Here is a 15,224-nt window from a genome sequence, read left to right on the forward strand (position 1 = left end):
GACGTCATCGGGGTTCGGGACATGGCCCATTACCCTAAAGTCAAGGAGAGACTTATGTCAGTTGATGCCAAGTACAAGACTAGCGCAACAGCAACCGGAGGCGGCCGCGACGGCAAGACCTCTTTGGCCGACGGCACGCTTGAACTTCAACTCGTTGTTCCGAAAGAGCTAGGCGGTCCAGGCGGCGACGGAGCAAATCCTGAAAAGCTCTTCGCACTGGGATATTCCGCATGCTTCCTCGGCGCATTGCGCGTTGGCGCATCACAGCTGAAGACGAAGGTTCCGGAAGGATCTACCGTATCGGCGACGATCGGAATCGGCCCGCGCTCTGAAGGCGGCTTCGGGATCACAGCGGCGCTTGATGTTTATCTGCCGGGCATGTCGGACGCCGACGCCAAGCATCTCGTGGAAGTAACCCACGACATCTGCCCCTATTCGAACGCAATCAAAGCAAGCGTAGACGTAGACTTCACCGTCCGCACCTAATTGTCTTCAACATTTCGAAATTGCGCCGGCTCTTCCTGCAAGAGCCGGCTTTTTCGTATCCAGGTGGAGGCCTTCCACCACGTTCTGATTGGAACGACAGGTTCAACTGTCTTCCTGGCCGATTGATCCTCAACGCTTCACAGAGCCTAAGCAGATCACCGGCATGATATCGGAATCGTAAAAGTTCTCACACTCAGCAAGAACATCGGAAGAGCTATGGTCGTAAATGATAACAGCATAGGAAAATAAGCTGGAGTCGTGCGAGCATCCGAGTGTTTATGATAAGTATATATTAATAATATTGCTGGACGGACCTAAGACATAAAGATATGCTTCTTAGAGTAGCTTCGCGTTACCTGCTTGCGAGCTCCGGTTTTATTTAGAGGTAGAGTTGACTGTCAGTAGTGACGGCGCATTGATCCGTCCAGAATGTCGATGGCCCTCGTTTGGGCCATTCGGGGTATGTTTGTCCTAGGTCTTATCCAAGAGGAGTGTTTCAGTGGAAGAAATCTACATCTCCAGTCAGTATGCCGAGCTAAATCCGACATGGCACGAGGAAGATTCTCCCTGGAAGGCGCAGCAGATCGCAAAGATTATCCAGAAGAATGGCGTAAAGTTTTCCAGCCTTTGCGAAGTTGGATGCGGGACAGGGGAAATTTTGCTGAATCTTTCCCGTACGTTCCCGAATGCGAAATTTGACGGCTATGAGGTTGCCCCGCACGCCTACCAGCGGGCAAAGACAAAGTCGACGCCAAGTGTTTCCTTCCATCTGAAAGACATTCTCAAAGAGCCGGATGTCTATTACGAAGTCTTGGTGATTGCCGATGTCATTGAGCATGTCGAGGATTATATCGGCTTTGCTAAAGGCCTGCGCGGTCTGGGACGCTATAAGATTTTTCACATCCCTCTCGACCTTTCCGTTCAATCGGTGCTCAGAAGCTGGCCGATCACCAATCTTCGTAAAAATGTAGGCCATTTGCATTACTTTTACAAAGAAAGCGCACTCGCGACGCTGAAGGATTGCGGCTATTCAATTGTCGACTACGCCTATACAGCCAGCCGGATCGAACTTCCAAACCAGGCGCTGAGCAGCCGTCTTATGAGCCTTCCGCGGAAAATGCTGTTTCCGCTCAATCCGGATCTGGCTGTTCGTATCTTGGGCGGTTACTCGTTGCTGGTGCTTGCGGAATAACCGCGTGCATCACAGTGGGTGTAGTGCCTGTCTATGACGATATCGGTGTTTACGGTGTTGACCGATCCTGGGCGCTTTAGGACATACCGTCTGAGGAACGCTACGGCGTGAGACGGCAACAACGCGTGCCGATCGGCTTAAATGTCTCACTTGGGAAATGACGGGTGTCACGATCTCCACGATCGAACGCAATTGTTCCACTTTGGTCGCAGTTTGTCGTTGTGATGCTGTGGCGATAAAGGATTGTCGTCAAGAGGCTCAGGCGCTGCTCACCGGGCAGGCCGTTGTTTCGCTTCTCGCCAGACCAAGAACAGGACGCCTCCGATATACCCCATCTCCAACATGATCAAGCAGACAATGCTATAGTAGAAAGCAACGGCAGCACTCTGGTAATGGAACCAGCTCAACAGGAAGAACGCCGCGGTGATACCTGGAATTCTGAAGTAGACGCATGGAGCGCGCATCAAGCGTATAAATTGATCTACCATAACCGGGCCCTTCCTTGAGCGATTAATATTATAGTATTTAAAAATATTCAAGGAATTTACGCTTAGTAAACCATATGTTATTGGGTATAGCGCAAAAATTAGATAAACAGGAAGTAATTCTTCGATCAGTAATTGTGTAGGGTAAGTATCGTTGTGCCAAATCCCGATGATCAGTTTACGATCAAAGCGCTGACAAAGATTTCGACGTCCCAGCTTGTTCGCGCAATGCAGGCGTGCTCGGCGCATGGATCGCGGTCAATTTTGGCGCTAAAACATGATTGAACCTATCGGTATTTTCGTCGTTCTCCTCGGACTTTATTGTTTGACAAGAGGATACGGGACAACCGTCGTGGTGTTCGTTGTCCTCACGCTCCTAGGATCTGCGGCCGCCTTGACGCTTGGTGGGTCTAGCATTCAGCCCTCTCATCTTTTCTTGTTGTTTCTCATCATTTCGTTGTTCCGCAACAAAGATCTTCCTGAGATCGCGTTTGCCGAATTTCGATTGGGCCGGCCTGCTTTCTGGCTGGCCGGACTTGTATGTTACGGAGCGGTTTCTGCCTATTTCTCACCACGCCTATTCGAGGGGATGAGCGACATCATCCCCTTGGGCTCGTCGCAGTATCCCTCGACGGGGGGCACCGTGCCGCTCGGGCCGGTTTCGAGCAATTTGACGCAAACCATCTATGTCACGGCGGATTTGTTCTGCTTCGTGGCGATTACGACTATCTGCGCTACGGAGAATGGTTTTCGTGCTGTCGTTCAGGGTTTGCTGGCATACGCAGTCTTTAATATCTTCTTCGCCTTCCTCGATCTGGCGACGGGCGCCACGGGCACGCAAGATCTTCTCCAGTTCATGCGTAACGCCCAGTACACCTTTCACGACAGTGATATGGTCAATGGGATGAAGCGCATTGTCGGGTCCTGGCCGGAAGCATCAGCATTCGCGGGTATGACGCTCGGATCTTTTGGTTTCACGGCGACTTTATGGATTTGCGGAAGAGGCACCGGTTGGACAGCGCTGGTAAGCCTAGTCTCGCTGGCTCTTATTATCATGTCTACATCGTCAACCGGTCTGGTCGCGACACCGATCTGTTTTGTACTGCTTTATCTGACCGCTCTGATGAGATGCGGTGTCAACGCTGGAGGCCGGAACAGCACGGCCGTCGTTTTGCTTGCGCCTCCGCTTGTTCTCGCACTGGTACTCTTCGTCTTTTTGAAAGAGGATCTTTTCAACTGGATCTACGATTATGTCGACATGCTCGTCTTCAGCAAATCGACATCAAGTTCAGCGCTCGAGCGAGGATCCTGGAATGTTGCAGCCTGGCAAAATTTCCTCGATTCCTTTGGCCTCGGAGTTGGCTTAGGGACTGCTCGTACTTCAAGCTTTCCGCTCGCATTGTTGTCCAATGTCGGCATTCCCGGCGCTGTTCTCTTTTCGCTTTTCGCGCTGACCGCTTTGAAACCAAAAATCCAAATGCGGACCTTCAGGTCGGATGTCAGGGTTGCCGCGTGCAACGGAGCGCTTTTTCTTCTTGTTGGTTCGCTCGTCGCCGGCCCGACCGTTGATATGGGACTTCTCTTTTTTGTCTTCTGCGGTCTTTGCGCAAGTCGAGCCTATGCGCCGGCCGCACGCGTTCCGTTCATGCCTCTCAAGGGAGGCCAATCGATCGTGACCCCGTTGGCGGCGACGAGCCTATCGTTCAAGGAACGCGCAGATATTCGGGGTGATCGGCATTAACGTCAGGCATGTAGTGGCGGTATGCTCTATCCGCGCGGGTTGGTTGGCGCAACGCGGATCACTCGAGCTGAAGATCAGGTATAGACCCTGACATAGTCGACCCTCATATGTGGTAGCCGCTCTTCATCCGTCAGTTGTTCGGGAAAGGGAACATCCGTGCGTAATGCCAAGGTGAGCAGCGGCCAGAAAACGTCTCCATCCACATCAAGGTCTGGAGACCGGTGGATGGGCCAGTTTGCGACGGCATTCGTTCGGCTATCAATAACAGGTTTGCGATCGAAATATGGAACGCATTTGCTGTCGTCGATCATGACCCCAAATAAATGATAATCCTGCGTCAGGTCGCTTTCGGTAGTTACGCCGGTTCCCTCATGATGTTCGCCGGGCTGTCCCCATTCATGCAGGTAAGCACCGTACTGATGCGTTTCCCATCCCTTATGCTCGACCACATCGATTTCGATGCTCGTTGCGCCGGCAACAATTCCCCGCGCATTCATGAGCCAGAATGCTGGCCATGTCAGAGGATGTTTGGGGAAAGCCATCCTGGCTTCAAAATATCCCCGCCGCCAGCCTCGCGTGAAGGTCCCATCCTTTCGGGCGGTCTGTAAGTTGCCGGAAATCCACTGATATTCCCGGTTATTGTTCCCGTAGTATTGAGGAACATGCATTGAATTTCCAATATACTTTGCGGAAATTTGCAAAGCCTTACCGTCAGTCGCCTTTGGATCCTCTACGATCGAGTAAGGATTGAAGCCCTCCTCGCCGCCCTTTCTGGCGAAAGCAGAACGGCCATAAAATCCAGTATCCCAGTTTGTCGCTTTTGGACCGGCGTTCCAGATGGACCAATCCAAAGCGATGAAGTTATCTTCGAAAGCCAAGGATCGGCCCGCAGTCGGATCCTCAGTAGCTGCTTTCGCGCGATCTGCCCCCGCAACTCCCGCGACGACTGCGAGGCTCGATGAAAGCAAATGACGCCGTGATAGCTTATGCTCTTTCATAAAGCCCATTCATCCTTTTGGTTTTATCCTGCGGCAGCAAGCAAAGCCTTCGCATGAATGTCGACCACCTGCTCTTCGCTATATTGATCGATGAAAGACCGGCGATAATCAGCGTTTTGCTGCTCAGTAGCTAGATTGTCGCAGTAGTAGATCATTGCCGATACCAGCGACGGTCCCCCATCAGCCGAGACCAAGCGGCCGAGACGCGTGTCTACCAAGATGTCGCTGGGACCAAATTCGCAGTCTGTTGAAACCACCGGCAAACCAAAACGCAGTGCCTCGCATATCGCAAGCGACCAGCCCTCCCACCGAGAGGTGGAGACGTAGACGTCGCTTGAGGCGAGGGCGGGTTGCGGATTATCGGGCAGATGTTCGATGGAAACGACGTCATCTAGGCCGAGCTGGCGGATCTCAGCGCGAAGTTCGGTCTCGCCCGCGCCATGGCCGACGATCTTAAGACGCGCGTTTTTTCTTTGGCGATATACGTCGGCGAAGGCGCGGACAAGAATGTCCTGACCCTTCTGATAGGAAAAGCGGCCGACATTGACGAAGGTGACATACCCAGTCTGTCCTCGATTGGCGACCTCCACATCATCAAACCGGCGAACTGGATTTGGGACCCACCAATTTGGAACCTTGCTTTCGAACATGGCGTCAAATGAGGAAAGTTGTCTGGGCGAGGTACCGAAGACGTAACGCATGCGCCGCAGAAAATAAGTCTTCATTAGGAAGAACAGAATTTTCGCTTTGATGTGGCTGCATTCCCGTTTCGGATTCCCGTGCAAATGCACCACGAAATTTCGACGAAGCCCCAGGCACGAAACCATCGCAATCACGGCTGGCTCGATCTGTGGCACAATGACCAAATCGTAATCCTTAGCCGCTATAACCTCGCGGAACGTTTTCATGAGCTGAAGGCGCCCTTGCGGTCTACGGTCGATTGCCGTGTACTTCGCAGTCTCCGGGCGATTTTCGTGCGCGCTTACGTATAAGACGTCAACATCGAACGCGTCCGAGTATTTTTCCATCAGCTGGCTGCAGATTGTATCCACAACGCGCTCGATACCCGCGAATGTCTGCGTTCCTGGTTGCACGTAGAGAATTTTCCGTCGCTTCTGCGACGGGAGAGCAATTCTCTGCCCGCTTCCGCTATTAATCTGATCCATAAGGCAGTCCCTCTTTCGCGGATCGGAGCATGTGGTGCAGCGGGTCGGAAAAGTAAGATGACAGTGTCAATCAAGTAACCAATAGGTTGCTGAAACTTTGAAATGATTGTCTTATTATAGTATAAAATGCAAGTGACACAGAAAAATTATAACAGAAACCGTTTGTATGCCTTCTTTATTGACGGCGCTGAATGATGTATTTTGGAAATATTGCCCTAAATGACAATTAACAACAGGTTGGCTATCCGTGCTGACTGCAGAGCTGGACAAATTCCTTGGCCTAACGCGATGTGACAGAAAGGCTCAACAGCTTAATCGCCAACACGCAGGCGTTGGGCTTGACTTAATCAACCGTATATTTCGTTTGAATTTTGTGGGAGGTTCGCCGGCCGTGTGCGCGTCGAACGACGATGAAGTAGAGAGCCGCATGTGCGCAGATATAGCCGGCTTCCAACATTGTAGCGATCGCCGCTCCCCAGCCCACAGCCGCAAGCAACGTTGTTCCGGTGGAAATGCTCGCTATCGCATATCCAACCAGCACAAAAAACACGATTAGCGTAAAGATAAGCACGGGAAGTCGCGCTGCGCTTATGACGCCGATGATGAAACAAACCGCAAGTGCCCAACCCATAAGGTCGCTCCGACCTCTCACTCAGGAGTACTGGGCAAGATAATCAGGCATAAGTCTTCCACGCGCAAGCTAAATTCCGCGAACGCCTTGACGCATTCGCAGAAGGCTTAGCGGATGATTACTTTCCTGGTTTTAATTGTTGACCGTCGATTTACCCTGCGCCTCAGGGCGGCGCTCGACGCGGATGACGTCACCTGGCGAAACGGTATCGTTATCCGTGACTACGAAAGACTGGTTCTTTCCGTCAACAAGCCGGCTGATCGTGACTTTAAACGTATAACTGTCGTTGTCATCTTCCAAAGTCGCAAGCGCGGCCGGAGCCCGTACTTCCAGGTTCTTCAATAGGTCTTTGGCAGTTTCCGTCTTCTTGGCGTTCACGGCGAAACGATCGCGCAGTTCGGCAGCTTCGGTCAGCGCACTGATCCGATACTTGTTACGAACATCCTCCATATCTTGATCGACCTTCGCCAAATCCTGCTGGGTTTTGAGGATTGCCAGTGAGACGTCGAGATTGCGGCTCTCAAGATCAGCTACGTTCTGGTTCGCACCCAACTGGCGTGCAGAGACAGTCAATCCCTGCGAAACCAACTTGTTGACGGATCCAAGATCTTTCGCTGCCAGATCGATCTGTTTGGCAAGCGATGCTGACTTTTCATTCAAAGCCTTGATCTGGTTGCTCGCCAGGACTTTCGACTGCTTCAATGCCTCGATCTCTGTTTGCATCGATCGCATCCGCGTGTCGAAGAGGGCAGATTCCTCTTGCATCATCCGGCTGATCGCTGGATCGCCCTGCTTCGAGGTCAACTCCGCAGGAAATTGAACGGCTGCAGCATTGTTCAAAATCGCATCGATACGTGCTTGACGGGCCACCAGTTCAAGTCTCTGCGCCTCGAATGTTCTCAAGTCGCCACGCGTGGAAAGCGCGTCGCGCTGTAATCCAATAATGTTGGGGTCAACCGGTCCAAGACCGCCCGCCATACTCAACGCCTGGACGACCGTCAAACCGGGACTGAAGCCATATTTCCCAGGGCTTGTAACCAAGCCGGTCACGTAAAAAGGCCGGTAGGACGAGATTTCCACCGACGCTGTTGGACGCTTCTGCAGACCGACCTGGCTTTGAAGGCGTTCTCCGATCGTATCAGAGATCTGTTCGAGGGTCTTACCGGCAGCGGGAACCGTTCCGATAATCGGCAATGAAAGGTTACCTGCCGCCGAGACGGCAAATTCGCCTGTGAGGGGTACCCATTCGAACGGTGCCCCGGTGCTGGGACGCCATTCGAACACGCGGATCTTCAAAGTGTCCTGGGCTCCGACGAGATAATCCTGTGCAAGGCTTTGAGAAACCAACCCGACAAAGGCAGCGGCAAACGTGGCCACCGAAAGGCCGTTGCGCACCCACGAGCGTTTCTTCTTGTGCTTGACGGTTTGGCGTTCCGCGAAGACTTTGAACATCATAAACTCCAAATAACGGGATGCTGACGAGGGCCTATCATGCAGGAATGGCAAGCTCAGTCCCGGTCGCGCGTTCGACGAATGTGCGAAAGCGGTTGACGAATACATCCCGACGGAAATCTGCAGCGCGTGAGATTGCGTCCGCTGAATTAAAATCCAACTTCTCCATTCTTTCGACTGCATCCATGAGTTCTTCAACCGTCTGGTTGTTGAAGAATACTCCGGTCTTGTTTGCGATTACTGTTTCAGTTGCCCCTCCACGGGCAAAGGCAATGACAGGCCGCCCGCTGGCCATCGCTTCGACCGGCACAATCCCGAAGTCTTCCTCACCAGGGAAAATCAGCGCCTTGCATCGAGCATAATGATGCTTCAACACTTCAAAAGGTTGTGAGCCGAGAACCGTTACGGTGGGCCCAGCTATTTTCTTAAGGTGGGACAGCATCTCGCCGCCGCCGATGACAACCAATTTCTTCTTCATATTGTTGAAGGCTTGCACAGCAAGATCAGGCTTCTTGTAGCTCACAAGTTCGCCGACCATCAGATAATAGTCTTCCAACTCGGAATTGGGCACGGCGTGAAACGCAGCTGTATCAACCGGTGGGTGTATTACTGCCGCCTCCCGGCGATAATAGCTCCTGATACGATTGGCCACTGTCCTCGAATTGGCGACGAAGTCATCGACGCGGTTGGCCGAGCCGACGTCCCAGGTCCGCAGATAATGGGCCATCGGCGGCATCATCATGCGCGTAACCAGCCCGGAGCTCTCATAGTATTTGTTGTACATATTCCAGATGTAGCGCATCGGGGAATGGCAGTAGCAGATATGTAAAGCTGGTGAAGTCGGGATAATGCCTTTGGCCGGACCCGACTCGCTGCTGATCACCAGGTCATAGGAACTTAGATCAATCTGTTCGAGAGCCATAGGCATCAACGGCAGATATTTCTTGTAGAGTCTCTTTGCATAGGGAAGCGACCCGATGAAAGTCGTCTGGATACGATGCGCCTTCAACTTGCCTGATATTGAAGCGGGATCAAACACGTGCGTGTAGATATCCGCATCTGGAAAAATGTCGCAAAGCGCTTCGAGAACCTTCTCTCCGCCGCGCATTCCCACCAGCCAATAATGTATGATCGCTACTCGCACAAAGAACCCCATATAGCACGCATGGCATATACTTTAACGTGCAATATCAGTATTCTTGAGGTTCTTAACGCAGATAAACTGATGCGATAGAAGTTAACCTCAAGTACGCAATAACTCAGCGAGTTGTATTGAGAATGCCGTTATTGTCGACTTGCACGTTAGCATAGTGCAACGCAATAATTTTATTGTCAAACCGTTTAATACTTGTTAACTAAGTTATGTATGTCCATGCGGACGATTTCTGCACAGACCCAGTTATAGTTTTACTTAGTTTGGGAGTACGCGGATGAGTGAGATTGATCTCGGCCGAGAATTTGACAGGTTCAATGACAAGCGGCGACTGTCTCGTGAAGTGGCTCCCCGGTCTTTCGGAGCTGGAGACAAGAGCGCAGCCGCCGTCATAGGTGGGTTCCTCAGGTACCTTCTTGATGCAATTTTAGCGACCGCCGCTTTGGTTGTCTTGACTCCAATGATCTTGATGCTCGTTGGAATTCTTCTGGTTATCCAGGGAAGGCCGATTTTCATTGCGCATCGTCGCATTGGTAAAAATGGCGTGATGTTCCCGTGTCTGAAATTTCGGACGATGGTTACGAACTCCGACGAGGTTTTGGCGAAATATCTCGCCCAGAATCCGCATCGGCTCGACGAATGGAATGCAACTCGGAAACTGAAGGACGATCCCCGGATAACGCCCTTTGGGGCGCTGTTGCGTAAGAGCAGCCTGGACGAAATTCCGCAGCTGCTGAACGTTATCATGGGAACCATGAGCTTGGTTGGCCCGCGTCCGATCGTTCCAAGTGAGGCTGAGCTCTACGGTTCTCACTTCATCGACTATATCCGGGTTCGCCCCGGCCTAACAGGTCTGTGGCAGGTCAGTGGCCGCAGCGATACAACTTATCGTGAGCGCGTGCAGCTTGATGTTCGTTATGTCAGCGAGCGAAGCGTCTTTGGCGATATCGCCATTATGGCCAAAACTGTGCCTGCAGTCCTGCGCTCTCGCGGCAGCTATTAACGCTGCCGTCAGGGTCCTCCATCACTTCTCGTCGGCGGCAAATATCTTCGCAGGTTCCTCCGACCTGCCTTGGTCTGGTGCTGACGTATAAAAAGGCATGCGTAAGAGTAATGACGGATTTAGGGGCCATCACATCGCACGCCAATATCTTTGCCCCTGTTGCTCAAAGACGAAAGATATAAGATGGGAGATACCTTCGTCGTAAATGGGCGTTTCCTGGGGCATGGCATCACAGGCGTACAACGATATGCTCGAAATGTCTTGGCTGCGATGGATCAATCGGAGCGGTCGAGTGGCGGGCTTATTTTAACGCCTGCCGGGGTCCAGGTTCCAGACTACAAGCAATTGCGGATCGGCCAGGGTTCCGTCCTGCGGGGCCATGCATGGGAGCAGTTGGAGCTTCCGCTCCGCGCCGGTCGCGGACCTATTCTCAATTTGTGTAACACTGCGGCGGTTACGAAGTCAGAACAGATCGTTTGTATTCACGATACGAATGTCTTTGCCGCTCCCCATAGTTACAGCCGTTCATTTAGGATGCTTTATCACACGCTGCAGCCTTTGCTCGCGCGCCGGTCGGCGCGAATAGCAACGGTGTCGTATGCTGCTGCCAGACAAATATCGCATCATCTGCCTGTAGCGCTTGAAAATATTGCCGTCCTGCCGAACGGGCATGAGCATGCGCTGGCATGGGACGCATCGCGCGCCACTGTGGCGCGTGATATTCCGGGGCTGCGCGACCGGCCGTTTGTTCTTGTTCTTGGATCACGCGCCCGCCATAAAAATATGGCGTTGCTCGTTGGTGTCGCGGCTGAACTCGATGCGCTCGGGATCAATATTGTTATCGCCGGTGGCGGCGATGGGATTTATGCTGCTCAAACGTTGCAAGAGCGGTCTAATATCCTGCTGTGCGGACGGGTATCCGACGACGACCTCGCCTATTTGCTCGACCACGCTCTTTGCCTTGCATTTCCCTCGCTCGCAGAAGGCTTTGGCCTTCCAATCGTTGAGGCCATGGCGCGGGGATGCCCCGTTATTTCATCGGATTGCGCAAGCATGCCTGAGGTCTGTGGCGATGCAGCGCTTCTTGCTTCTCCTTTCCGCCCGCATGAATGGGTCGATAAGATTGCCGATCTTCTCGGCTCGCGGCAGCTTCGAGATGATTTGGTGGGGCGCGGGTTCGAGAATGTTCGCCGATTTTCCTGGTCGCAGACAGCCGAAGGCTATCTCGATCTTCTACAAAATCCGTCGGTAGCCTTGCGAGTTTATAACCCGTTGCCACCTCCAAAGGCTCGTGTCGCCGCTGTCTTTGCAACACGAGGCAGGCCCGACATTGTCACCGCGGCAGTTCGCCATTTCATGAACACGCAAAGCCTGCAGCCAACCTCGGTCATCGTCTCCTGTCCTGATCTTGCGGACGCAGGAAAACTGGTGTCTGAACCTGGCGTTAAAGTGGTGACGGGACCGGCAGGATTAGCCAGTCAGAGAAATACCGCGTTGTCACATCTCGACGCGGGCACCGATATCGTCGCCTTTTTCGATGATGATTTCGTTGCGGACGCAAACTGGCTGGAAGAGGTCGCAGCCGTATTTCGCGACGAGGCCGAAATTGTCGGTGTCACGGGTGAGGTACTTGCCGATGGTATTAAAGGTCCTGGAATAGCATTTGAAGATGCCGTCCAGCTCGTTGCTCAGGCGCCGAAACCTCAGGACAAATGGATCGAGCCTTACAGTCCCTATGGGTGCAACATGGCATTTCGCATGTCTGCAATTGGCGATCTACGCTTTGACGAACGGCTGGTGCTGTACGGTTGGCTGGAAGATCGTGATTTTGCCGCTGCTCTGGTGCGAAAAGGTGGGCGCCTGATCAAGTGGTCCCGTGCCTATGGCGTCCATATGGGTGTCAAGAGCGGCCGCGTCAGTGGCGAGCGGCTTGGCTACTCGCAGATCATCAACCCATTCTACATGAAGCGGAAAGGCACGATGAGCCTTGCTAATGTGGCGGATCATATTTTCCGCAATACCGTCAGCAACTTTGTAGGCATATTCAAATCTGAGCCTTTCATTGACAGACGCGGACGTGCAAGAGGCAATCTCATAGCGATGGGCGATCTTTTGCGTGGGCGCCTTCAACCGGAAAGAGCCGCTGCGCTCAATGTCGATAAAGCCATTCACAAGTCCAACAGGAGGCAGGAAGCAAGATGATGTTTAATAAGCCCCGCCCTCTTGAGGTTCCTTCTAAACTCTGGCGTGTGGATGAAACGCGCCCTGAAACGGCGCCGGATGGTCCACTCGTCATGTTGCGCAGCATCCTGGCAATTGGCTCGCGGAATAAGGGAACGCTGATTGCTTGCACAGTCTCAGGGCTGATTTTGGCCGGCCTTTATGCTCATTCGCTGCCACCCACATATACTGCAACCGCAACTTTGCTTCTCGAGCCGAAGCAAGCAGCCCCCTCCGGGCAGGAGTTCGCGGTTCAGCAGAGCCTCGATCTTAATCGCGCCGACAGCGAGCTTCAGACAATTCGTTCCGAACGCTTGCTGTCGGCGGTCTTCGATAGCGTCGGCGTGAAAAACAGCCCCGAATTGCGTGCGGATCAACCGAGCCTGTTCAGCAGGGTCGCCTCTGTCTTGCACGGCTTGTTTGCCTCGAACGGAACCCAACCTAAAAGCGATGCCGCCAAGCCAACGAACACAGATGGCTTGGATAGCGACGCGGAGCGCGCCGCTTTTCTGAATTTTGCAAAAAGACTAGACGCGCGTCGCGTGGGACAGTCATTTGTGATCGAGGTCCAGTATTCCTCTTCCGATCCGGCGTTGCCAGCCCGTGTCGCAAACGCTGTCGCGTCCGGCTATATTTTTCAAGCTGTCGCCTTCAAAGAGCAGATGGCTCGTGCAGGAACCGAGGCACTGCAAGGACGGCTCGATAGTCTTTCCGCTCAAATGGAGTCTGCGCGGGTTGCCATGCATGACGGCTCGTTGCCGGCCATTCCGACGCCCGACGCGGACGCTAGGGTGATCGGTGCAGCTCTTGCGCCACTTGGCCCTTCGGCGCCTCGCAAATCGCTGATCACTGCTCTTGGAGGCGTGCTTGGGCTCCTTGGCGGATTTGGACTAGTTGCAGTACGGATGGCGCTTGATCGGCGCGTTCGCAACGAACGTGACTTGTCCGTAGACTGTGGCTTGCCTTGCCTTGGGACAATTCCGGACGCGCCGGATGAAAATGGCATCCCATGGAATGTCGGTACGCGGCATCTGGAATTCGTTCGCGCGATTCATGATTTGCGAACCGCGGTCGAGATTGCCTGCATGAACCTGCGCAACAATCGAAGCCTTTCTGTTGCCGTCGTCTCGTGGTCGCCGGGTGCCGGTGTCACCACAATTTGCACAGGGCTTTCACAGCTTATGAGCAGAAGCGGTCGCTACATCACTCTGTTTCAAAATCAATCGGATGAGCAAGGTACGGACGAGAATTATGCTTCCCCGTCGAGCTCGCTTGCCGATGCTGCCTTCACGGATGTTTCCATCGATCAAATCAGCTTTCAAACGGTCGATGGCGTCGCCGTCCTGCCTATTCATTCCAAGGACACCAACGCAAACCTTTTTACGGATTTCCGCAATCCGCGTATCAACCGCATTCTCGAAGGCGCGCGTTTTAAGGGCGATGTCATCCTAGACCTTCCACCCTTGAAGGAATCCATGGACGCCCTGGCGCTGGCAGCGTTTGCCGATGCCGTTGTGGTGGTCGTTCGGGCAAATGAAACGACCTTCGAAGAGGTGACGGACGCCGTCCATCTGCTCAGGCGTGCAGGGGCGAATGTGGTGGGCGCGGCCTTGAACAAGGGACGTCGATGATTGAACTGGAACGGTTTGCGGCCTCCACGAGTGACGTCGCAGACCCCAAGCTGGCCATCATTATTGCCTGCTGGAATTATGCCGATTATGTCGGAGAGGCAATCTCTAGCATTCTTGATCAAAAGCGGACCGATTGCGAGTTGATTGTCGTCGATGATGGTTCCACCGACGGATCATGGGATGTTATTCGGCAATATCCGGTGACAGCCTATCGGATCAAAAACTCGGGCCAGCGCGCTGCCTGTGCCTTTGCCGTGGAAAGGACCAAAGCGCCCTTCATCCTCTTTCTCGATGCGGACGATAAGCTTATAGCCGGTGCTCTCGATACGATCCTTCCCCAGCTTGACGAGACAGTCTCAAAACTTCAATTCCCTTTGATACGGGTCGACCGAAATGGGATGGTTATTGGTGATCCCGTTCCCAAACTGGAGAATTTCCACGATAGCGGTGCGCTGATCAAAAGCGTTCTCGCAAACGGCACCTATACGACGCCGCCCACATCAGGGAATGTTTTTCGGCGCGATCTTTGCCACTTGCTGAAGGATGCGACATACGATCGTGCTGTCGATGGCGTCATTCTTTTTGCCGCGCCCTTCTTCGGGACCGTTGTCAGCTTATCGACGCCGCTTGGGCATTACAGGGTCCACGACCGGAATGATTCAGGTCTCGGAAGGCCTCTCGATCCCGAGCTTCTCAGGCGAGAAATCGACCGCTTTACCGTGCGAATGGAGCACCTCCGCCAGATCTTAGCCAATGTTGGACGCGCCAATGAACTGGTTGCCACCGACAAGGCGCATTTCTGGCTGGAAAGATCGATCTATCTTGCCGTTGCCGAAGGTCGCCGCGTATCGCTTTCAATGCTCTGGCGTTTGCTCCGCATCATCGCTGCAACCAGTCATACCCTCAAGACGAAGGCAGCGCTTACAGCGTTTCTTCTTCTGACGGCCATCTTGCCCAATCGTCGAGCACGCCGGGGTCTGGCATATCGTCTCAATGTGGGCCACCGGTCCATGGGTGGCCTACTGCGCGCCTTCCTGTAGAGACTTCACGCGAGCTTAAAATGGTT

12 protein-coding genes are annotated in these 15,224 nt (G+C 53.2%); 7 read left to right on the forward strand and 5 right to left on the reverse strand.

The annotated features are described in order from the left end of the window. Positions 1 to 54: 54 nt before the first annotated feature. From VQ830_RS24395 to VQ830_RS24405, 3 genes are all read left to right on the forward strand, one after another. Complete coding sequence (locus VQ830_RS24395) at positions 55 to 486, forward strand: organic hydroperoxide resistance protein (RefSeq protein WP_337270768.1); 432 nt, start codon at positions 55 to 57, stop codon at positions 484 to 486. 499 nt (positions 487 to 985) lie between these two features. Further along, positions 986 to 1,678 carry a class I SAM-dependent methyltransferase gene (locus VQ830_RS24400; protein ID WP_337270769.1) on the forward strand — a complete coding sequence of 231 codons (693 nt, stop codon included), beginning with the start codon at positions 986 to 988 and terminating at the stop codon, positions 1,676 to 1,678. Positions 1,679 to 2,440: 762 nt separating this feature from the next. After that, positions 2,441 to 3,904, forward strand: coding sequence for an O-antigen ligase family protein (locus VQ830_RS24405; RefSeq protein WP_337270770.1), 1,464 nt, complete (start codon positions 2,441 to 2,443; stop codon positions 3,902 to 3,904). A gap of 74 nt (positions 3,905 to 3,978) precedes the next feature. On the opposite strand, the gene VQ830_RS24410 is transcribed toward VQ830_RS24405, so the two are convergent. From VQ830_RS24410 to VQ830_RS24430, 5 genes are all read right to left on the reverse strand, one after another. Beyond that, on the reverse strand, positions 3,979 to 4,902 hold the full coding sequence (locus VQ830_RS24410) for a glycoside hydrolase family 16 protein (RefSeq protein WP_337270771.1): 924 nt from the start codon (positions 4,900 to 4,902) through the stop codon (positions 3,979 to 3,981). Between the two features lie 23 nt (positions 4,903 to 4,925). Beyond that, on the reverse strand, positions 4,926 to 6,068 hold the full coding sequence (locus tag VQ830_RS24415; RefSeq protein WP_337270772.1) for a glycosyltransferase: 1,143 nt from the start codon (positions 6,066 to 6,068) through the stop codon (positions 4,926 to 4,928). A gap of 343 nt (positions 6,069 to 6,411) precedes the next feature. Beyond that, complete coding sequence (locus VQ830_RS24420) at positions 6,412 to 6,699, reverse strand: hypothetical protein (protein WP_337270773.1); 288 nt, start codon at positions 6,697 to 6,699, stop codon at positions 6,412 to 6,414. 132 nt (positions 6,700 to 6,831) lie between these two features. Further along, positions 6,832 to 8,151: a polysaccharide biosynthesis/export family protein gene (locus tag VQ830_RS24425; protein WP_337270774.1), complete on the reverse strand. Its 1,320-nt coding sequence runs from the start codon at positions 8,149 to 8,151 to the stop codon at positions 6,832 to 6,834. A gap of 37 nt (positions 8,152 to 8,188) precedes the next feature. After that, positions 8,189 to 9,259: a glycosyltransferase gene (locus VQ830_RS24430; protein ID WP_337270804.1), complete on the reverse strand. Its 1,071-nt coding sequence runs from the start codon at positions 9,257 to 9,259 to the stop codon at positions 8,189 to 8,191. A gap of 322 nt (positions 9,260 to 9,581) precedes the next feature. On the opposite strand from VQ830_RS24430, the gene VQ830_RS24435 reads away from it, so the two are divergent. The 4 genes from VQ830_RS24435 (at position 9,582) to VQ830_RS24450 (ending at position 15,198) form a co-directional block, all read left to right on the forward strand. After that, on the forward strand, positions 9,582 to 10,307 hold the full coding sequence (locus tag VQ830_RS24435; protein ID WP_337270775.1) for a sugar transferase: 726 nt from the start codon (positions 9,582 to 9,584) through the stop codon (positions 10,305 to 10,307). Between the two features lie 183 nt (positions 10,308 to 10,490). Then, positions 10,491 to 12,509, forward strand: a complete 2,019-nt coding sequence (locus VQ830_RS24440; protein ID WP_337270776.1) for a glycosyltransferase — start codon at positions 10,491 to 10,493, stop codon at positions 12,507 to 12,509. Continuing rightward, entirely contained in the window at positions 12,506 to 14,158 is a 1,653-nt protein-coding gene (locus VQ830_RS24445; RefSeq protein ID WP_337270777.1) for a Wzz/FepE/Etk N-terminal domain-containing protein, read from the forward strand. Before VQ830_RS24440 ends, VQ830_RS24445 begins: the two co-directional genes overlap by 4 nt. Beyond that, positions 14,155 to 15,198 (forward strand): glycosyltransferase family 2 protein, encoded by a 1,044-nt coding sequence (locus VQ830_RS24450; RefSeq protein ID WP_337270778.1) that lies wholly within the window; start codon positions 14,155 to 14,157, stop codon positions 15,196 to 15,198. Before VQ830_RS24445 ends, VQ830_RS24450 begins: the two co-directional genes overlap by 4 nt. Positions 15,199 to 15,224 lie beyond the last annotated feature (26 nt).

Source organism: Oryzifoliimicrobium ureilyticum (genome assembly GCF_037199735.1).
GTDB classification, from domain to species: domain Bacteria; phylum Pseudomonadota; class Alphaproteobacteria; order Rhizobiales; family Rhizobiaceae; genus Rhizobium; species Rhizobium ureilyticus.

Excerpts from the sequence above, each read along its gene's own strand:
- VQ830_RS24420 (WP_337270773.1), bottom strand. The coding sequence starts at position 6,699 with ATGGGTTGGGCACTTGCGGTTTGTTTCATCATCGGCGTCATAAGCGCA.
- VQ830_RS24410 (WP_337270771.1), bottom strand. The coding sequence starts at position 4,902 with ATGAAAGAGCATAAGCTATCACGGCGTCATTTGCTTTCATCGAGCCTC.
- VQ830_RS24450 (WP_337270778.1), top strand. The coding sequence starts at position 14,155 with ATGATTGAACTGGAACGGTTTGCGGCCTCCACGAGTGACGTCGCAGAC.
- VQ830_RS24425 (WP_337270774.1), bottom strand. The coding sequence starts at position 8,151 with ATGTTCAAAGTCTTCGCGGAACGCCAAACCGTCAAGCACAAGAAGAAA.
- VQ830_RS24445 (WP_337270777.1), top strand. The coding sequence starts at position 12,506 with ATGATGTTTAATAAGCCCCGCCCTCTTGAGGTTCCTTCTAAACTCTGG.
- VQ830_RS24415 (WP_337270772.1), bottom strand. The coding sequence starts at position 6,068 with ATGGATCAGATTAATAGCGGAAGCGGGCAGAGAATTGCTCTCCCGTCG.
- VQ830_RS24405 (WP_337270770.1), top strand. The coding sequence starts at position 2,441 with ATGATTGAACCTATCGGTATTTTCGTCGTTCTCCTCGGACTTTATTGT.
- VQ830_RS24440 (WP_337270776.1), top strand. The coding sequence starts at position 10,491 with ATGGGAGATACCTTCGTCGTAAATGGGCGTTTCCTGGGGCATGGCATC.
- VQ830_RS24430 (WP_337270804.1), bottom strand. The coding sequence starts at position 9,259 with ATGCGCGGCGGAGAGAAGGTTCTCGAAGCGCTTTGCGACATTTTTCCA.
- VQ830_RS24435 (WP_337270775.1), top strand. The coding sequence starts at position 9,582 with ATGAGTGAGATTGATCTCGGCCGAGAATTTGACAGGTTCAATGACAAG.
- VQ830_RS24395 (WP_337270768.1), top strand. The coding sequence starts at position 55 with ATGTCAGTTGATGCCAAGTACAAGACTAGCGCAACAGCAACCGGAGGC.